Below are 19,039 nucleotides of genomic sequence, written 5' to 3'. Positions count from 1 at the left end.
CCGCTTTCGCGAGCAAGCTCGCTCCCACAGGGTTTTGTGGCGAAAACACCTGTAGCTGTCGAGTGAAACGAGGCTGCGATCTTTTGATTTTGATCTTTAAAAGCAACATCAAAAGATCACAGCGTGCCGCAGCACCTACAGGGGGGTTGTGGGGGCTGGCTTAGAGCGGCAGTTTGAGTTCGGCGCACAACCCGCCACCCTCGCGGTTGCTTAACGTCAGTGAGCCGCCGAGGGCTATCGCCAGTTGCTGGGCGATGGCAAGGCCCAGCCCCGTGCCGCCAGTGCTGCGGTTGCGCGAGTTTTCCACGCGGTAGAACGGCTCCATCACCTGTGCGAGTTCGGCTTCGGCGATACCCGGGCCGCGATCCATAACGCTGATCGACAGTCTTCCCTTGCTCGCTTCGACCCACACCTCGGCAGTGCCAGCGAATTTCAAGGCGTTGTCGGTCAGGTTCACCAGCACCCGGCGCAACGCGTGTGGACGGGTGTCGACGACCACCTCACTCTTGCCGACAAGCTGCACCTCTTTGCCCATGTCCTGATAGTCGAACACCAGGCTTTCGAGAAACGAATCCATGTTGGTGCGCCGACTTTCTTCGGTCGAGCCATGGATGCTGCGGGCGTAGGCCACACCTTCGCGCACCAGGTGTTCCATCTCGCCGAGGTCGTTGCACAGTTTTTCCTTTTCCGCTGAGTCGTCCATGAACTCGGCCCGCAGTTTCATCCGCGTGATCGGGGTTTGCAGGTCATGGGAGATCGCGGCCAGCAGTTGCATGCGCTCCTTGAGATAGGTGGCAATCCGCGCCTGCATCGTGTTGAAGGCGCGGGCGGCGTAGACCACTTCGTTCGGACCTTTCTCGTCCAGTTGAATCGGGTGCGCGTTGGGATCGAGGGTTTCCACTGCGTTGGCCAGCCGCGTCAGGGGCCGGATGGCGATGCGCACCGCCAGCCAGGTGCAGGCGATCATCAGCGCCAGTTGGCCGAGCAGCACCACTGGCAACCACGGCGACAGTGGCGTCATCGCGGGGCGCACGTCGATGGTCACCGGGCTGCCGTCGCTCAGGCGCAGGTGGCCCTGAAAATGCTTTTTCGGGCCGGGTATATCGCTGAAGGTCAGGGGATATTTATCGCCCAGGACCTCAGTGATTGAGGTGACCGCGATTGGCACGTCGGCGGACTTGATAGGCATACCGCCGTCGCCCTCGCTCAGCAGGTAGCCGTAATTGTTCCGCTCCAGTCGCTCGAGCCAGGCCGGACGCTCCTCGGCCGGCAGGCGATCAAGAATCGCAATTGAGGTCGAGACGTCGGTTTGCAGGTTGCCCAGCATGGTGCTTTTCGCACTCTGATAACGCTCGTAATACTGCGCACCGAACGACAGCGCCTGGGCGAGAATCAGACCGATCAGAAAAATCAGCGACAAGCGCGAGGCCAGCGTGCGCGGCCAGTGCAGGTTAAGTCTCATCCCGGGGCACCGAGTAACTCGACCGGCAGCGAAAACACATAACCTTCGCTGCGCACGGTCTTGATGTAGGCCGGCTCGCGGGCGTCGTCGAGCAGGCGCTGGCGCAAACGGCTGACCAGCAAATCGATGGAGCGATCGAACAGGTCAGCGTCGCGACCCTGGGTCAGGTTGAGCAATTGATCGCGGCTGAGTACCCGTTGCGGATGATCGAGAAACACCCGCAGCAAGCGATATTCGGCACCGCTGAGCGCCACCATGGTGCCGTCCTTGTCCAGCAGGTGCCGGGCCGAGGTATCCAGTTGCCAGCGACCGAACGCCAGTAACCGCCCGGCTTCGGTGACCACCAGATTCGGCGGCAGCATCCGCGTGCGGCGCAGCACGGCGTTGATCCGCGCCAGCAGTTCGCGGGCGGCGAAGGGCTTGGTCAGGTAGTCATCCGCACCCATTTCCAGACCGATGATGCGATCGGTTTCATCGTTGCGTGCGGTGAGCATCAGCACCGGCGTCGCCTTGTGCTTGCCCACGCGCAATTCGCGGCACAGCTGCAGGCCATCGTCGCCGGGCATCATGATGTCGAGCACGATCAGGTCGACCGTGTTGGCTTCGAGGAAACTGCGCATCTGCCGGCCATCGGCGACCACGGTGGTGCGCAGACCGTTTTTTTTCAGATAGTTGCCGACCAGTTCGCGGATCTCGCGGTCGTCGTCGACGATGAGAATGTGATCGACATGTTCCATGGGGCCAGGCCTCTATAAAAGGGGGAATGTCACGCAGTCTACCGAGCCTTAAGGTGCTCGCCTGCCTGCCTTTGTATTGCAGTGTATCTGGCGTTACAAGCGATACACGCAGACGCAAAAACACGACTTTTCCAGGGTTTTGTATCGCTGTGTATCCCCGGGCGGTGCAGATACACAGCGATGGTTAGCCGCCATTTCCCGACACATGCGCGATACCTCGCAAGCCTCAAATAGGCTCCATCGAGGCACTCCATGACGCCTCGGCTCAAACCCATTGAAGCCTTGAGGAACACGCCATGAAAAACTCGTCCGTTATCGCTGCCTGCCTGTTTGCCGCCCTGAACATCTGCACCCTGTCGGCCCGTGCCGAAGCCGATGTCGCCGCGCAAACTTACAACTACGGCACCCACCTGGATATCCAGAAAGTAATTTCGCTGACCCAGGACGACTCGGTGAGCTGCGGGATTGTCGATGCGCGCATGACCTATCTGGATTCCGCAGGCAAAACCCGTGTACTCGATTACAGCAAATTCGCTGACGGTTGCAACGACGGCAACTGAGTCATCACTTTTTACAGGCAGAACCTTATGAACAACGTCTCTCGGTTCCTTCCCGACAACCCAAGGTGATTTTATGTACTTGATCGCTTTCCTCGGCGGCTTGTTGACCGTGCTCAGCCCCTGCATCCTGCCGGTGGTGCCTTTCCTGTTCGCCAACGCTGACCGTAAACGTTCATCGATCCTGCTGACCCTCGGCGGCATGACCCTGACCTTTGCCCTGATCTCCAGCCTCGCCGTGGTCAGCACAGAGTGGGTGATTCACGCCAGCAACACGGGTCGCCACATCGCGTTGCTGGTCATGGCGCTGTTTGCGCTGTCGCTGATCTCTGCGCGGGTGGGTGACTGGCTGGCGCGACCGTTTGTGTTGCTCGGCAACCGTCTCGACCCGGATGCCCGGAAAAAGGCCGGACCCATGGGTTCGGTGATGATCGGCGTCGCCACCGGCCTGCTGTGGGCACCCTGCGCCGGGCCGATCCTCGGCGTGATCCTCACTGGCGCCATGCTGCAAGGCGCCAACGTCCAGACCAGTCTGTTGTTGCTGGCCTACGGCGCGGGCAGTGCGCTGTCGCTGGGGACGTTGATTTTCGCCGGCCGTGGCTTGGTCAATCGGTTGAAACCGTCGATCCCGTTCACCGGGTGGTTGCGTCGCGGTGCCGGTGTCGCGGTGCTTGCCGCCGTGGCAGTGATTTCCACCGATGCCGATAAAACCTTGCTGGCCGGCACATCTTCCGAGGGCGTCGCCAGCGTCGAGAAAAGCGTGCTGGAGAACGTGCCGAAAGTGGTCGATTTCCTCGTCAGCAAAGTCCGCGCAGATTCGACGATGCAAGACAGCAAAGGCGCGATGCCGTCGCTGTCCGGTGCTGTGCAATGGCTCAATTCGCCAGAGCTGAGTGCCGAATCCCTACGTGGCAAAGTCGTGCTGGTGGACTTCTGGACCTACGACTGCATCAACTGCCAGCGCACCCTGCCGTACGTCAAAGACTGGGCGAAGAAATATGAAAAGGATGGGCTGGTGGTGATCGGCGTCCACACCCCGGAATACGGCTACGAGCGGATCATCGACAACGTCCGTGATCAAGTGCAGAAACTCGGCATCACCTACCCGGTGGCCATCGACAACAACTATGCGATCTGGCGCAACTTCGACAATCAGTACTGGCCGGCGCACTACCTGATCGACGCCAAAGGGCAGATGCGTTACAGCCACTTCGGCGAAGGTCGCTACGAAGCGCAGGAGCAGATGATCAAGCAGCTGCTGGAAGAGGCCAAGGCCCCGGCTGCTGATGGCTGATCTGTTGCGCGCGCTTAACAGATCTCCACCACTTATCGGCAAAGCGGCGGTTTGATGGGGTTGCCGGACGATCGGGAGGGACGCCAACCCGTGTCGGCGCGATAGTGGACGAGCAGCACCTTGGCCCACGCCGCCACATAACAAGAACGGAGCTCGAATTCATGAGTACCCCGATTGATCTCACTGCCTTGAAGGAACGCCAGAAAATCGCCTGGGCCAGTGGCGACTACGCCGTGATCGGCACCACACTGCAAATCGTTGGCGAAAACCTCGCCGAAGCCTGCGACCTGCGCTGCGATGAAGACGTGCTGGATGTGGCTGCCGGCAACGGCAATGCAACGCTGGCGGCGGCACGGCGCGGTTGTCTGGTGACCTCGACCGATTACGTCGCGGCGCTGCTGGAGCGCGGCCAGGATCGGGCCCGCGCCGAACATCTGGACGTGACTTTTCAAGTCGCCGACGCCGAAGCCTTGCCGTTCGCCGATGGCCATTTTGCAGCGGTGCTGTCGACGTTCGGGGTGATGTTTGCCCCGGATCAGGACAAGGCGGCTGCCGAGTTGGCGCGGGTCTGTCGACGTGGTGGGCGGATCGGCCTGGCCAATTGGACACCGGAAGGTTTTGTCGGCCAGATGTTCAAGACCCTCGGCCGGCATCTGCCACCGCCGGCCGGCGCACAACCGCCGTCGAACTGGGGCATGGAGGCGTGGTTGCACACACACTTCGGTGATCATGATTTTGTCGTGCAGGTGACGCGGCGCGAATTCAACTTCCGCTATCGCTCGGCGGCGCATTTTATCGGCATCTTCCGGCATTGGTACGGGCCGGTGCACAAGGCGTTCGCGGCGCTGCCACCGGAAAGCGGTCAGGCGCTGGAGAGTGATCTGGCGGATTTGCTCAACCGGTCGAACCGGGCGGGGGAGGACTCGCTGGTGGTGCCGAGTGAGTATCTGGAGGTGGTGATCAGTAAGCGCTGAGCTAAATGCAATCTTGTAAATTTTGGACATCAAATGTGGGAGCGAGCTTGCTCGCGAATACGGTCTGTCAGTCAAAAATACAGTGACTGACACAGCGCTTTCGCGAGCAAGCTCGCTCCCACAGGGATGATTTTCTGAGCCGGTAGGGGCCTATTTCTCCTGAGACCGATCAAACCACTCCAGCGCCGTACGCCAGATACAGATCCCCAGAAAGTAAGCCGACATCAGCAACCACAACCCCATCACCAACGGGTTGATCACCGGATGGTTGAGCACCAGCGACATGCTGCACAGCAGCCAGATCGCCGTCACGGCAATGTTGATCGGCATGAACCGGCGCACGCGAAACGGATGCAGGAACTTCATCCGCGTCACCGTCAGCAGGGCCAGGCCGATCACCGTCAGAAAGGTGATCCACGGCCCCGGGCCGATGATGTACAGGCACAGTGCGACCACGTTCCACGCCGCGGGGAAACCGACAAAATAGTTGTCCTTGCTCTTCATGTTGACGTTGCAGAAACAGAATAACGACGACACCAGAATCAGCGACACCGTCAGCAACAGCGTGTAATCCGGCAGCGGAATGTAGCGATAGATGAACAGTGCCGGGATGAACACGTAAGTCAGGTAATCGATCACCAGATCGAGGATCGAACCGTCGAAGCTCGGCAGCACCGATTGCACATTGACCTTTCGCGCCAGTGCGCCGTCAAGTCCATCGACGATCAGCGCCACCCCCAGCCACATCAGGCAGTGGATGGGCTGGTTTTCCAGCAGGGCGAGGGTGGCCAGAAATGCGGTGACCACGCCGGTCGCGGTAAAACCATGGGCGCCCCAGGCCTTGAGCCTGGCAATGTGGACGGTGGATATCACGGGGGCGTTCTCCAGAAATTAAAGCAAGCCGTGTAACACCCTTGGACAGCAAGGGCGTCGGCAAACCGAGTCGGGGTTGCAGCTATCGACCGGTCGGGCCGGGATAAGGTTCACCCACCCTGAATCTTAGCTGTCCATCTAAAAAATACGCGAGCGAAATAACTCAGTGGCTTCGGCATCGGCCAAACGGTGTTGGCGCAACGTGCGCAGCGGTCTATCGTTGCCAGACGCAGTAAATCCCAATGCTTGAGGATGACGTCATGAACACCAGCGATTTGCTTGAACAACTGCTGCGGGGCCAAGGCTCGGCGGGTCAACAAAGTGGCGCTGCAGCCGGTGGCGGTCTGGGCGGTCTCGGTGGTTTGCTGGGCGGCTTGCTCGGTGGCGCGGATTCCACAGGCACGCGTGGCGGATCGGCGGCCGGCGGGCTTGGCGGACTGGGTGGCTTGCTCGGCGGGCTGCTCGGTGGTGGCGGTGGGTTGGGCGGCGCACTGGGTGGCGGCACGCAACGCCGGTCCGGCGGTACCAATTACGCAGCGCTGGCATCGTTGGGGATGATGGCTTATCAGGCGTATCAAGCCTGGCAGCGCAATCAGGCCAGCACGGCACCGCAACAAACGCCACAGACGGCCAATCTGCTCGCCGGCCCGGAAATCGAAGAGCACAGCCATGCGGTGCTGCGCGCCTTGATCGCAGCGGCCAAGGCTGACGGGCGCATCGATGATTCGGAGAAGCATCTTATAAGCAGTGAAATCGGCAAGCACACCGATGATCCGCAAATGCAGCAATGGCTGGACGCCGAAGTCGCAAAACCGCTCGATCCCAACGAAGTCGCGCAGTCCGCAAACGACGACCCGGCGGTGGCCGCCGAAATGTACCTGGCCAGCGTGATGCTGGTTGACGACCAGCAAGACGCCGAGCGCAATTATCTGGACGAACTGGCGGCGGCGTTGGGGATTGATCCAGAGTTGCAGGTGCATCTGGAGCAACAGGTCAAGGGCACGGCATAGCGTCGACAGATCGCAGCCTTCGGCAGCGCTTACATAAAGGAGAGATCGCCGTCCGTCAGGGCGTTTTTGAGGTCGATTGAATTTTTGGCACGCGCGGCCTCTCTGCTGCTGTAGAGGCGCGAAACAGCGCCGTGCCAATCGACCGAGAATACTGTTATGACTGTCCTGACACGTTTGCAATCTGTGCCGGCCCAAGCCCAAGCGATCCATCCCGCCGGCAACCTGCATGATATTTATGAAACGCTGTTGCGCGAGGACAACCCGCAAGCGCTCGCGCAAACGTTCTTGAACGAACAGCTGCAACGCGCCGCAGCGTTGCCCGGGGAACTCCCGCACGATCCGTCGACCTGGCATACCTGGGTCGCCGCACATTGCGCCGATGTCGCCCGCCAATACGCCGACTACCTGCAACAGCGCAAGGCCGGCGGGCCACGGCAATTCTTCACCAGCAAGGCCCATGCGCTGTACTTTCTGCAAACGGTGGCGCCGACCAAGCTGGTTGACGGCGCGTGGCTGTATGGCTTGTTGCAGCATTGGCGCGATCCGCGTTTCAGCGGCTTGATCTGCACCTTTCTAGAAGAGCTCGGCGAAGGTAATCCGGCGCAAAACCATGTGGTGATCTACCGAAAACTGCTGGCCGAACATGATCTCGAACACGCCAGTCCCCTCGAAGACGAGCGCTATCTGCAAGGCGCGCTGCAACTCGCGCTCGGTGCCTGCGGCGATGATTTCCTGCCCGAGGTGATCGGTTACAACCTCGGCTACGAACAACTGCCGCTGCATTTACTGATCAGCAGTTACGAACTCAGCGAATTGGGCATTGATCCGTACTATTTCACCCTCCACGTGACCATCGACAACGCCAGCACCGGCCATGCGCAAAAAGCCGTGCAGGCCGTTTTGGATCTGTTGCCACTTGAGGCCGATCGCGCCGACTTTCTACGTCGGGTATCGCTGGGTTATCGACTCAATGATCTGGGGCAGGGCAGCCGCGCGATCATCGAAGGCTTCGACCTTGAGCGCGAGTTACTGGCGATGCTGGAACGCAAGTGCCCGTTCGCTCAGCACATGCACTCCGACTATTGCCGCTTTGAAGGGAAAACTGTCAACCAATGGCTGGCTGAGCCCGAGCATCTGCCCGGTTTTCTGCAAGCCTTGCAGAATAAGGGCTGGATCAAACGCCACGAAGACCCGCAGGCCAGCCGCTTCTGGCAGTTGATCGACGGCGATGGCGCGGCCATGTTCGGTGTGTTCAGCGCCTACGAAAAACAACTGGTGCACGACTGGATTGCCGGCGACTGGAAACCCGAGAAAAAGCCTACTGCATTACGTCGACACTCCCCGTCGGCCAACTCACCGATCGAGGTGCCCGAACAGGACCCCGATGTGCAGCAGCTCAACGAGGCCCTGCAAGGGCAGGAGGGCCACGCGCAAATGGCGACGCTCATCCCCTGGCTCGCGCCGGCCCGGCATGCGCACCCGGCCGGGTTGCTCGCTACCCGGCAGTTCATCGACCTCAAATCCCGTTTGCCTTAAGGAAATCGCCAATGAATCAGGAAGAGCAACTGTCCATTCATGATCTCGCGCTGCTGCAACTGGGCCGGCGCTTGCAGGCTGACGGCTATCGTTTCATCACCCCGACGCCGCTGACCCATCAGCGCGTCAACCAGCGCGACGAAGGCCAGTTCGCCGATTCTCTGCGCGATGTCTTTGGCTGGTCACGGCCCTTTGAATCGGGGTTGTTGTCTGCCGACGAGCAGCGGCAGTTGCTGGAAGCTCAAGTCATCGATGCCTACGAAGGGCACCTGAAGAGTCGGGTGCGCTGGTCGAGTCTGGATGATTTGTTGTTTGTGCATTCGGCGTTTCCCACCGACGCTGCCGACTCGGTGTTTTTCGGCCCGGACACCTACCGCTTCGCGCAACTGATCCACGCGCATTTGCAGCAGAACTTCGCGCCGATTCGCCGTGCAGTCGACATCGGGTGTGGCGCCGGCGTCGGTGCGATTCTGATCGCCCGTGCCCGCCGTGAAGCGCAAGTGCTGGCGCTGGACATCAACCCCGCCGCGCTGCGCCTGACCACGATCAACGCGGCGCTGGCGGAAGTCGCCAACGTCGAAGCGTGTAACAGCGACATTCTGCAAGGCGTCGATGGCGAGTTCGACCTGATCGTCGCCAATCCTCCGTACATGGCTGATCCGGCCGCGCGCGCCTACCGGCATGGCGGCGGCACACTGGGCGCCGGGCTGTCGCTGCGCATCGTCGAGCAGGCACTCAATCGGCTGACGCCGGGCGGTTCCTTGCTGTTGTACACCGGCGTGGCGATGGTCGATGGCCGCGACCCGTTTCTCGACACCGTATTGCCACGCCTCGATGAATCGCGCTTCGGCTGGACCTACCGCGAGCTCGATCCGGATGTGTTCGGTGAAGAACTTTTGAACCCCGGTTATCAGCGCGTCGACCGGATCGCCGTGGTCGCATTGACCGTGACCCGTATAGGCTGAAATAAGGTAGGTGCGCCGTGAGCAGGAACCTCGATGACTACAACCGAATGCGCGATTTCTCGGCGACATCCGAACCGGCGGCGGTCAAGCGCTCGGGCAAGAAAACTGCCGGCGATCACGCCTTGCAGTTCTGCATTCAGAAGCACGACGCCTCGCACCTGCATTACGATTTTCGCCTGGAACTTGATGGTGCGCTGAAGAGCTGGGCGGTGCCGAAAGGGCCGTCGCTCGACCCCAAGGTCAAGCGCCTGGCGGTGCATGTCGAAGACCATCCGCTGGATTATGCGACGTTCGAGGGCAGCATTCCCGAAGGGCATTACGGCGCCGGGGATGTGATTGTCTGGGATCGTGGCGTTTGGATTCCGCTGGAGGATCCGCAAAAGGCTTATGTCAAAGGCAAGCTCAAATTCGAACTGCAAGGCGAGAAACTGGCCGGTATCTGGAATTTGGTGCGCACGCACATGCCGGGCAAGAAAGAGAACTGGTTCCTGATCAAACATCAGGACAACGCCGCCCGTCCTCAGGATGACTACGACGTGCTGGTTGATGAGCCCGACAGCGTGCTAAGCGAGCGGACGTTGGTCGACAAACCGAAGCTTGCGGCCAAGCAGGTCAAACCGCTTGAGAAGGCAGCACCCAAGCCCAGCAAAAAGGCCTCGGGTACGCTGACTGGCGCGCATAAGGCGAAAATCCCCGCGCAGCTCAAACCGGAATTGGCGACGTTGGTCGACAGCGCACCTGCCGGCGATTGGAGCTACGAGATCAAGTTCGACGGGTACCGGATCATGGCGCGGATCGATCATGATCAAGTGCAGTTGCTCACCCGCAACGGTCACGACTGGACGCACAAGTTACCGAAACAGGCGCAAGCCCTTGCCGCGTTGGGCCTGGAGTCAGCCTGGCTCGATGGTGAAATGGTGGTCGCCAACGAACAGGGCGTGCCGGATTTTCAGGCGCTGCAAAATGCTTTTGAGTCCGGCAGCAGCGTCAACATCCTCTATTACCTGTTCGACTTGCCGTATCTCAATGGCGTCGACCTGCGTGAAGTCGCGGTGGAGGAGCGCCGCGCGGCATTGTCCACGGTTCTCGGCGCCCATGAGCAGCCCTTGTTGCGGTTCTCCGAAGCCTTCGATGAAACCCCGGATGCGTTGCTCAACAGTGCGTGTCAGATGCAGATGGAAGGCCTGATCGGCAAACGCCTCGGTTCGCCCTACGTGTCGCGACGCAGTGGTGACTGGATCAAGCTCAAGTGCAAACATCGCCAGGAATTCGTCATCGTCGGCTACACCGATCCCAAAGGTGCGCGCAGTGCGTTTGGCGCATTGTTGCTGGGCCTGCATGACCGCGACAGTGGTGAACTGCACTATGCCGGCAAGGTTGGCACCGGTTTCAACGAAACGACGCTGAAAAACATCCTCGCGCAACTTAAACCGTTGCAGGTCAAGACCGCTGCGGTGGTCAACCCGCCAAGCGGTTTCGAGGCCAAGGGCGTGCACTGGCTCAAGCCGAAGTTGCTGGCCGAAGTGGCATTTGCCGAAATGACCAAGGACGGCTCGGTCCGCCACGCGGTGTTCCATGGGTTGCGCGATGACAAACCGGCGAAGGGCATCACTGAGGAGCGAGCAAAGTCCGTGAAGACTTCAGAGAAGAAAGCCACTGCGAAGAAACCGGTGAAGAAAGCCGTGGCGAGCAAACCTTCGCAGGCCGAAACCGCGCCCTCACAACTCGGCCTGGCCCACGGTAAAGTGCGCATTACTCACCCCGATCGAGTGATCGACGCCGTCAGTGGCACGACCAAAATGCAATTGGCCGAGTATTACGCCAGTGTCGCCGAATGGATCCTGCCGCAACTCAAGGATCGCCCGGTCGCCTTGGTACGCGCGCCGGAAGGCATTGCCGGCGAGCTGTTCTTCCAGAAAAACGCCGAGCATCTGGCAATACCCGGTATCAGCACGCTGGACAAGGACGTCACCGGCCAACCGGTGATGCTGATCAACAACGCTGAAGCGCTGATCGGTGCGGTGCAGATGAGCGCCGTCGAACTGCACACCTGGAATGCCACCACGGTTGACCTGGACAAACCCGACCGCTTCGTTCTAGACCTCGATCCGGACCCGGCGCTGCCGTGGAAAAGCATGGTCGAGGCCACCGCGCTGACCCTCACGGCGCTGGATGAGCTGGGGCTCAAGGCCTTCCTCAAAACCAGTGGCGGCAAGGGCATCCACTTGGTGGTACCGCTGACGCGCAAACTGGGTTGGGACGAGGTCAAGGACTTCAGCCATGCGATTGTCAGTCATATGGCCAAGTTGTTGCCCGATCGCTTTTCGGCGGTGTCCGGGCCGAAAAATCGCGTCGGCAAGATCTTCATTGATTATCTGCGTAACGGCCTCGGTGCCACGACCATTTGTACCTATGCGGCGCGTACTCGCGAAGGTCTGCCGGTATCGGTGCCGCTGTTTCGGGAGGAAGTCGCCGAGATCAAGGGCGGTAATCAGTGGAATATCCACAACGTCCATGAGCGGCTGGCGGAGGTCGGCGACGAGCCGTGGGCGGATATGAAGAAAACCCGCCAGAGCATCACTGCCGAGATGCGCAAACGGGTGGGCATGAAAAAGTGATCAGGTGCCGCCCAGCAAGTCGTGGGCGTTGAGCAGTTCGAAGGCGATCTCGGGGTTATTGTTGAGCCCCCGGCGAATCGCTGCCGGTATCGCCTTGCGCGTTTTGCGACAGAGCCCCGGAATTTCCTCGATTTGAATGTCGATGCCCTGCATGGTGCGAACTTCGTGGAAACCGGGCGAGATTTCGACACGAATACCCAACTGCTCATACATGCGGTTTTGCAGGTGCTGGAGGTCGGCGAGGTCTTTGATTTTTTCCAGACGTGTGAGCAAGATTTTCTCTTGCTCACGGGTCAACAGCAGGATGCGCAAATCCGCGCCGGGCATCTCCACCAACGGGTCGCGCCCGCAAATGCAGGCGCCGGGTGGGCAGGGGGAGCGCATTGGCGCAGGAGTCGTCATGGCCTCCATCATAGAGGCCGTCGGACAGTTTTGCCTATGCGCCTTCAGTTGCCGTCCATCGACAGCGTCATGGCTGACAGTTACTGATTCAACCCTTCGTAGTGCACCAGAATCGCGTTGGCCAGGTCTTCATCGCTGGCATCGATGCCTGGATTATCCTGACGAACCTGTTGCAGCACCGATTCAAGATAAACCCCACGAATGGCCCCGCCACTGGCGACAAATGCAGACAAGTCGTCTCGGGCCGGAATCACCATTTTGTGATCCTTGAAGGTCGAATACAGCGACGCGGAGACACCTGCTGAAGTAGCAACCTCTTTGGCATCAACTTTAGCCAAAGCTGAACCAACGGGCAGGCATAAGAGTAAAGAAGAAACGAGCACTAACTTGCGCATGACGGTTTTCCTCCACAAGCGCGAAGCAAAAGGGAAGTACTACATAATGTGAGAGGCGCGCGAGGGGCGGGAGTTCCGTGGAGATTCCGGCAGCCCTTCAGTGGCACTCAGCAACGTGCCGGCGCTCAGTCAATTTTGATAGTGCTCTGAATGTCGATGCGGAACTGATGAAGATTGGAAAAGCGCTTCTTCAGTTGATTATCAATCTCAACGAATGGCCCTTTTCTGTTGCATGCGTACGCTTTTTTTGGACTGAAATCCTTCAGGAACTGCTCCCCGTGCGTATCGACAAGAAATTGGATGGTTGACTCCAACTGATCGCAGGCATGATTCCTCCAGCCGCCCCGCCTCCAATCCTTCAGTTCAACCAGATACAGAGCTGTTTCAGTCGAAAGCATACAATCGCAGCGCCCTCTGCCTTCTTCCTCACCGTCTTTAATCACGCATTTATCGATGGCTGTGAAGGTCACTTCCTTTTGATGTGGGTTATTGACTGTGGCGTTCCATTTTTTTTCACCCGTAACGTCAACATAGGCTTGAGTGTTTTGATCATCACAGAGCCCGAATTGAACCTCCGTGAAGGGCCCGGATTGGCAGCCGGTATCAAGGAAATTCACGCCTTTAGTGCCTCATCAATATCGAGTAGACGGTCAAACAAATCATTACCCTCACGTAATGACCCGTTCAGATAATTATTGTCCGAAGGTATACCCTCGATAACGGGCAATCTTTCAATGCCGCCGGTCTTTTCGTCAGCCTGATAGATTGCAAGGTCTTTCGCGTTGATCAAAGCATATAAAGGGACAACGGCATCAAGTTTCGGGAGCCATGCCTCATCACATTTGTTTTTGGTGATTTTGTCTTGCAATAGCTTGCCTTGTACGGCAATCGTCAGGTAATTCACTACGTACGGACTGTGTGTAGTCAGGACCAGACGATTATGTTCACCTTGATTATTGAATTTTAAAAGGCTTTGCAAAACGTTCCATTGTGATTGTGGAAAGAGGTTCTGCTCCGGCTCTTCAACAATGTTAATAAAAGCAGTTTTATTGAAGCGCGATGAGAGGGTGGAAATGAGTGCCCGCCGCTGTTCTACAGTCAGAGGTTGAGAGAGGATTTTCGCTGCCTCTTTGCGGAAACGCTCGAGTTCACCGGCGCTCATGGACTCCTGACGATCTTCAATACGCTCCTGGACACTATTGGCCAAAAATTGACTGACCAAGTGAAGGGGGACAGCGGACTGGAAGCCACTGGAAGCGTCTGCCAACTTTAATTTGTAGTCCGACTCCCGGATGTTCAAGGTGTCATTCAGCTTGTCGTATTCAAGCTCTGCATTGTTGATAGGGAGCGGCAAGGGATCCTTGATACTAGCCTTGGCGTTATCGAACTCTGTAAGGAACTCCTTCAGCGAATCAGACGAGAGCTTCAACTCTCGAGTGTGCTTCACATAGGAAATGAAGTTCCGTTCAGCAGGTACGTACATGATCTGGGGTAGGTGGTATCCATCAGTCTTTGATTTGGTGATATGTAATTGGCCGTTTGCGTACTTGATCGAGAAGGCTTCTCCTTCATAGTCAATTTCAGTTAATGCTGTCTGGCCGGAAGAAATGTAGTTTTCGAGTCGGTGATAGGTAAGAAAAGGCTTGGTCAGACGATTTTTGCGCTCGAACCATTTCCGATCAAAATCACCTCGTACCAAGGCCTTCTCAATCCAGGCAAAGGTTGAGTAAAGCTTCGCTAGAGTGCTTTTGCCAGAGCCTTGATTGCCCACAAACACGGTCACGCGTTTGAACTCTATCCAACCATCATTCTTCATCCCTTCACGGATAGGTCCAAAATGCTTGACGCGTAGGCGGGTCATTTATTACTCCCAAAAGAATGTGCATGCGTGCAGTTCGGTGCAGCATATCAGGGAGGACAAGAAAGTGGAGAAGCAAGTCGAAACGTATCTGGAAGAGGGCTGACCTGGGCGATGGCATCACCCAGGTATTATCGACGCGCCAAGTACCCTTTGTTCAGATTACGCCGCACGCCATGCGGTCGCCGCCACCACCCAAAGGCTTGGGCATGTCGGCATGATTGTCGCCACCAGCGTGGATCATCAGTGCGTGGCCTTTGATCTCGGCAATCGTCTTCAAACGCGGCGCCAGCACCGGGTAGTTGGCGATACCGTCTGCGGTCACGTAAACCGCTGGCAGGTCGCCCAAATGACCGTCGGCATAAGGCCCGAGGTGCTTGCCGGTTTTCTGTGGATCGAAGTGGCCACCAGCGGCCAGTGCCGCGCCTTTGACGCCGTCCTTCATACCGGCCTCGCAACTGCCGTTTTCATGCACATGAAAACCATGAACCCCCGCCGGCAAGGATTTCAGTTCGGGCGTAAACAGTAGGCCATACGGCGTTTCACTGATCGTCACCGCGCCAATTGCCTGCGGCGCGCCGTCAGCGCTAACCAGATTGATGGCGACTTTTTCCGTTGCCGCCTGAGCGGTGCCGATGGCGAAGGTGCCGATCAGGCCCAACCAGAGTGCGCGTTTCATAAGCGTTTCCTTTTGCTGCACGATTTTCAGAAGGCCGATCCAATAACCTTTGCCCATTAACCGGCGATGAACGCTGGATTCGGCTACGTTACAAAATGAGACTCGTCGCACATTCCGAAAGTTTTGCCGGGGTTGTGTCCTCGCGCAGACAACTGCTGACACGTTCTGGCGCGGCAGAACGGCGCAAACAGGCTTAACTGAATGTCTGACAAGGCCTTTTCCAGCGCACCCAGAGAGGATTCCATTGTGTCGATCAAACTGCGTTTAGTGTTGCTGATTGTTACCAGTCTGCTGACGGCATTGATCGTCAGCCTGGTCAGCTACGTCGGCAACCTGCGGATGGCTACGGCGGTCAGCGACAACGCGGTCAGCATGAGCGCCCTGCGTAACCACATGGAAGCCGACATGATGCACGACGCCCTTCGCGCCGATGTCTATTCGGCAATGCTGGTGGGCCTGGGTAAAAGCACCAGCACGGCGGCCGAGGTGCGCGCTTCGATTGGTGAACATGCGGGGCATTTTCACGACGTGCTCAATGAGAATCTGCAACTGCCGATCAACCCGGCATTACGCACGGCGCTGGAGCAGATCAAGCCCAGTCTCGATACGTATATCACCGCCGGTGAGCGCATTGTCGGACTGGCGCTGGACAACCCGGAGGCGGCGCAGCAGGAACTCGCCCAGTTCAACGCCGCGTTCAGTCAGCTCGAAGAGCAAATGGGCGCTTTGAGCGAGTTGATTGAAACCAATACGGCGCAGACCAGCCAAGGCACTGAAGCGGCGATCCACAATGCCAATATCGCCCTCGGCGCGGTATTGATCGCCAGCCTTCTGTTGCTTCTGGCGCAGGGGCGCTGGGTGATCCTGAGCATCATGGGGCCGTTGAAGTCCGCCAGCCGTATCGCCGAAAGCATTGCCCACGGCAATCTCAGCGAGCCGATTGTCGAACCGTCGGGCAAGGACGAGGCCAGCGTATTGATTCGGACGCTGGCAACCATGCAGCGGGATCTGCGCAACATGATCGATGTGGTTCGGCGCAATGCCCACGGCGTCAGCGGCATGAGCGAACAACTGAGCCAGGGCTGCCATCAGGTTGCCGACAGCAGCCAGCAGCAAAGCGCCGCCGCCGGGACCATGGCTGCTGCTGCCAGTCAGATGACCGCGAGCATCGAGGACATCACCCGCCACGCCGAGCGCGCGCTGGGCATGGCCAATCAGGCGCAATCCCTGGCGAAGAATGGCGGCCATGTGATCCATCAAGTGGTGAGCGACATGGACGATATCGCTCGTTCGGCGCAACAGTCGGCACAGGTGATTCGCACGCTGGATCAGGAATCCGAAGGCATTTTCAACATCATTCAGGTGATCAAGGGCATTGCCGACCAGACCAATCTGCTGGCGCTCAACGCCGCCATCGAAGCTGCGCGGGCGGGTGAGCAGGGCAGGGGCTTTGCCGTGGTGGCGGATGAAGTGCGCAGCCTGGCAGCGCGAACCAGTGCGTCGACCCAGGAAATTGCCGCGATGGTCGCACGCATCCAGCACAGCACGCGCGAGGCCGTTAGCAGCATGGAGGCGGGCGTGACGCAGGTCGACAAGGGCATGGCGGTGACCGCTGACGTCGAACGGGCTATTCGCGAAATCCTTGAGGCGACGTTGAGCACCACGCAACTGGTCAACGACATCACCCGCACGATCGGTGAACAGAGCCTGGCCAGTAACGAAATCGCCCATCAGGTGGAAATGATTGCGGGGATGTCCGAGGGCAATAGCCGGGTGATTGGGCAGACGGCGAATACCACGGATGAGTTGTCGAGCCTGGCGGGGCAGTTGGCGCAGTCTGTGGATCGGTTTCGGTTGTGACAGTTGGCCGTGAGATTTGTGGTGTCCGGTCTGCCGTCATCGCGAGCAGGCTCACTCCCACCGTTTTGATCTGCGTCAGACACTCTTTCTGCATCCAGCACAAATCCCTGTGGGAGCTGGCTTGCCAGCGATAGCGGTGGATCAGTCAGCCTCAATAGTGAATGTGCCGACCTCATCGCTGGCAAGCCAGCTCCCACAGGTTTAGCGGTGTTAATGCAATCTATGTAACAACACCGATCCCTGTGGGAGCGAGCCTGCCGTTCAGCGAACATCAGTTTCAGCAGACTTTACGACATCAAAACTTGAACGCCTGCCGCCCCACCAGCAACCACTTGCCATCCTGCTTCTGCCAGATCTGAAAGTTCTCGATCTCGGTTGGTATCACTTCAGTGCCCTTCAATGCCTGAGCGGAGAAGTGGTGGCGCACCAGCGCGGTGTCGCCTGACAGGGTGATGGTCTGGTTCTGCATCTCCAGGGTTTTGAATGCGCTCTTGCCGGTTTCGATATCGGCGATGAACGCTTTCTTGTCCTGGATCTTGCCGCTGGAATGGCCGTAAGTCAGGTTGGGCGCTGTGAGCGCATTCAGCTCGGCGATGTCTTTGTGCAACATCGCTTGGGTCAGATGATCGACCGCTTGGGCGACATCCTTCTCGGCCGGGGCTGCGGCGGCCATGGCGTAACCGCTGAAGGCGCAAAGAAATCCGATCAGGAGGCGGGACTTGGTCATGAGTGGTGTTTCCTTGTTGTTATGGGTTGATGACTGATTACATTGGCAACATTCATCAGTCATCGTACAACCTAGCAGATTCTTTATTGATACACAGCGGCTCAAGGCACTTCATCACACAGGTAACTACACTTAAGTGCAGAGAGCTTTCAGCCGAGCACTGTCATGAGGGTCATGTTCCGCACCGGGCTGCCGATAAGTCCCTGAGCGCAAAAAGACTCTTAGGTCGGGAACAGACGCGCGGGTTTGTCCTGACGTGATATTCTGCGCGCCAACTTGGTTTGACCTTATTCAGTTTGCTTGCCTTACGGGCGGGCCGACGGAATCCCTGTCGCTCAAGTAGCTGAGCCAATAATGATAAGAAGTCAGTTCAGAAGGGACATTAACTGAGGTCGATGCGGCATGTCGGCCTTGTGTGCCCACCCGTCAAAATTGAAGTGTGCCGGAATCTGCGACGCCAGCCTGAGCGTCATCAAAGCGGATCGCATACAGATAACAGCGGCGGGCGGAAGGCGTTTTATCATAGGTGCAACAGATGTTTAAAAAAGTGAACACGGCCTTGCTAGGGCTGGCTTTGTCGATGGGGCTGACCTCCGTTCATGCGGCAGAGGCCAAGAAAGTCGACGTACTGCTGATCGGCGGCGGCATCATGAGCACCACCCTGGGTGTGTGGATCAATGAGCTGGAACCGACCTGGTCGATGGAAATGGTCGAGCGCCTTGATGGTGTCGCCCTGGAAAGCTCCAACGGCTGGAACAACGCCGGTACCGGTCACTCGGCTCTGGCCGAGCTGAACTACACCCCGGAAGACGATAAAGGCAACGTCACGATCCCGAAAGCCGTCGAGATCAACGAAGCGTTCCAGGTTTCCCGTCAGTTCTGGGCCTGGCAGGTTCAGCAAGGCGTTCTGAAGAACCCTCGCTCGTTCATCAACACCACTCCGCACATGAGCTTTGTGTGGGGCGATGACAACATCAAGTTCCTGAAAAAGCGTTACGAAGCCCTGCAAGCGAGCCCGCTGTTCGCCGGCATGCAGTACTCAGAAGACCCGGCTGTTATCAAGAAGTGGGTCCCGCTGATGATGGAAGGGCG

General features: G+C 58.3%; 17 protein-coding genes and 2 pseudogenes. 10 read left to right on the top strand and 9 right to left on the bottom strand.

Annotated elements, in window-relative coordinates:
- Nucleotides 1-160 precede the first annotated feature (160 nt).
- Together ACIQVE_RS17790 and ACIQVE_RS17785 are read right to left on the bottom strand one after the other, a co-directional pair.
- Nucleotides 161-1,462 (bottom strand): ATP-binding protein, encoded by a 1,302-nt coding sequence (locus ACIQVE_RS17790; RefSeq protein WP_402810553.1) that lies wholly within the window; start codon nt 1,460-1,462, stop codon nt 161-163.
- Complete coding sequence (locus ACIQVE_RS17785; protein WP_402810551.1) at nt 1,459-2,199, bottom strand: response regulator; 741 nt, start codon at nt 2,197-2,199, stop codon at nt 1,459-1,461. The genes ACIQVE_RS17790 and ACIQVE_RS17785 overlap by 4 nt, the downstream gene beginning before the upstream one ends.
- Before the next feature lie 296 nt (nt 2,200-2,495).
- On the opposite strand from ACIQVE_RS17785, the gene ACIQVE_RS17780 reads away from it, so the two are divergent.
- The 3 genes from ACIQVE_RS17780 to ACIQVE_RS17770 all read left to right on the top strand — a co-directional run bounded on the left by ACIQVE_RS17780 (nt 2,496) and on the right by ACIQVE_RS17770 (nt 5,024).
- On the top strand, nt 2,496-2,759 hold the full coding sequence (locus ACIQVE_RS17780; RefSeq protein ID WP_402810550.1) for a DUF2790 domain-containing protein: 264 nt from the start codon (nt 2,496-2,498) through the stop codon (nt 2,757-2,759).
- 73 nt (nt 2,760-2,832) lie between these two features.
- A complete protein-coding gene (locus tag ACIQVE_RS17775) occupies nt 2,833-4,050 on the top strand; it encodes a cytochrome c biogenesis protein DipZ (protein ID WP_402810549.1) in 1,218 nt (405 codons plus the stop codon).
- A gap of 161 nt (nt 4,051-4,211) precedes the next feature.
- The gene (locus ACIQVE_RS17770; RefSeq protein ID WP_402810547.1) at nt 4,212-5,024 is read left to right on the top strand and encodes a class I SAM-dependent methyltransferase; all 813 of its coding nucleotides are present in this window, start codon (nt 4,212-4,214) and stop codon (nt 5,022-5,024) included.
- A 150-nt stretch (nt 5,025-5,174) separates the two neighbouring features.
- Here ACIQVE_RS17770 and pcsA read toward each other — a convergent pair whose 3' ends face one another.
- Nucleotides 5,175-5,897, bottom strand: coding sequence for a phosphatidylcholine synthase (gene pcsA / locus ACIQVE_RS17765; RefSeq protein WP_402810545.1), 723 nt, complete (start codon nt 5,895-5,897; stop codon nt 5,175-5,177).
- Nucleotides 5,898-6,157: 260 nt separating this feature from the next.
- Between pcsA and ACIQVE_RS17760 the strand changes: the two genes are divergently transcribed.
- From ACIQVE_RS17760 to ligD, 4 genes are all read left to right on the top strand, one after another.
- Nucleotides 6,158-6,907, top strand: a complete 750-nt coding sequence (locus ACIQVE_RS17760) for a tellurite resistance TerB family protein (RefSeq protein WP_402810543.1) — start codon at nt 6,158-6,160, stop codon at nt 6,905-6,907.
- A gap of 156 nt (nt 6,908-7,063) precedes the next feature.
- Nucleotides 7,064-8,443, top strand: coding sequence for an iron-containing redox enzyme family protein (locus ACIQVE_RS17755; protein ID WP_402810542.1), 1,380 nt, complete (start codon nt 7,064-7,066; stop codon nt 8,441-8,443).
- A gap of 11 nt (nt 8,444-8,454) precedes the next feature.
- Nucleotides 8,455-9,408, top strand: coding sequence for a methyltransferase (locus ACIQVE_RS17750; protein ID WP_402810541.1), 954 nt, complete (start codon nt 8,455-8,457; stop codon nt 9,406-9,408).
- A gap of 17 nt (nt 9,409-9,425) precedes the next feature.
- Nucleotides 9,426-12,026 (top strand): DNA ligase D, encoded by a 2,601-nt coding sequence (gene ligD, locus ACIQVE_RS17745; RefSeq protein WP_402810540.1) that lies wholly within the window; start codon nt 9,426-9,428, stop codon nt 12,024-12,026.
- Here the strand turns inward: ligD and ACIQVE_RS17740 are convergent, their stop codons facing one another.
- The 5 genes from ACIQVE_RS17740 to sodC all read right to left on the bottom strand — a co-directional run bounded on the left by ACIQVE_RS17740 (nt 12,027) and on the right by sodC (nt 15,360).
- Nucleotides 12,027-12,428 carry a hypothetical protein gene (locus tag ACIQVE_RS17740; RefSeq protein ID WP_402810539.1) on the bottom strand — a complete coding sequence of 134 codons (402 nt, stop codon included), beginning with the start codon at nt 12,426-12,428 and terminating at the stop codon, nt 12,027-12,029.
- Nucleotides 12,429-12,508: 80 nt separating this feature from the next.
- The gene (locus ACIQVE_RS17735) at nt 12,509-12,823 is read right to left on the bottom strand and encodes a DUF2388 domain-containing protein (RefSeq protein ID WP_402810538.1); all 315 of its coding nucleotides are present in this window, start codon (nt 12,821-12,823) and stop codon (nt 12,509-12,511) included.
- Between the two features lie 125 nt (nt 12,824-12,948).
- Nucleotides 12,949-13,440 (bottom strand): hypothetical protein, encoded by a 492-nt coding sequence (locus ACIQVE_RS17730; protein ID WP_402810537.1) that lies wholly within the window; start codon nt 13,438-13,440, stop codon nt 12,949-12,951.
- Nucleotides 13,437-14,684, bottom strand: a complete 1,248-nt coding sequence (locus tag ACIQVE_RS17725) for a hypothetical protein (protein ID WP_402810535.1) — start codon at nt 14,682-14,684, stop codon at nt 13,437-13,439. Before ACIQVE_RS17725 ends, ACIQVE_RS17730 begins: the two co-directional genes overlap by 4 nt.
- Before the next feature lie 154 nt (nt 14,685-14,838).
- Complete coding sequence (gene sodC / locus ACIQVE_RS17720; protein ID WP_402810534.1) at nt 14,839-15,360, bottom strand: superoxide dismutase [Cu-Zn] SodC; 522 nt, start codon at nt 15,358-15,360, stop codon at nt 14,839-14,841.
- Nucleotides 15,361-15,561: 201 nt separating this feature from the next.
- On the opposite strand from sodC, the pseudogene ACIQVE_RS17715 reads away from it, so the two are divergent.
- A pseudogene (locus tag ACIQVE_RS17715) lies at nt 15,562-16,362 on the top strand (MCP four helix bundle domain-containing protein); the annotation flags it as partial.
- Nucleotides 16,357-17,220: a methyl-accepting chemotaxis protein gene (locus tag ACIQVE_RS17710; protein ID WP_402810597.1), complete on the top strand. Its 864-nt coding sequence runs from the start codon at nt 16,357-16,359 to the stop codon at nt 17,218-17,220. The pseudogene ACIQVE_RS17715 and the gene ACIQVE_RS17710, both read left to right, overlap by 6 nt.
- 295 nt (nt 17,221-17,515) lie before the next feature.
- Here the strand turns inward: ACIQVE_RS17710 and ACIQVE_RS17705 are convergent, their stop codons facing one another.
- Nucleotides 17,516-17,947, bottom strand: a complete 432-nt coding sequence (locus ACIQVE_RS17705; RefSeq protein WP_402810532.1) for a nuclear transport factor 2 family protein — start codon at nt 17,945-17,947, stop codon at nt 17,516-17,518.
- A gap of 535 nt (nt 17,948-18,482) precedes the next feature.
- Here ACIQVE_RS17705 and ACIQVE_RS17700 point away from each other — a divergent pair.
- Nucleotides 18,483-19,039 (top strand): annotated as a pseudogene (locus ACIQVE_RS17700) (malate:quinone oxidoreductase); the annotation flags it as partial.

The organism is Pseudomonas sp. NPDC098747 (assembly GCF_044760045.1).
Taxonomy (GTDB): domain Bacteria; phylum Pseudomonadota; class Gammaproteobacteria; order Pseudomonadales; family Pseudomonadaceae; genus Aquipseudomonas.
This window is presented reverse-complemented; position numbering and strand designations above follow the sequence as displayed.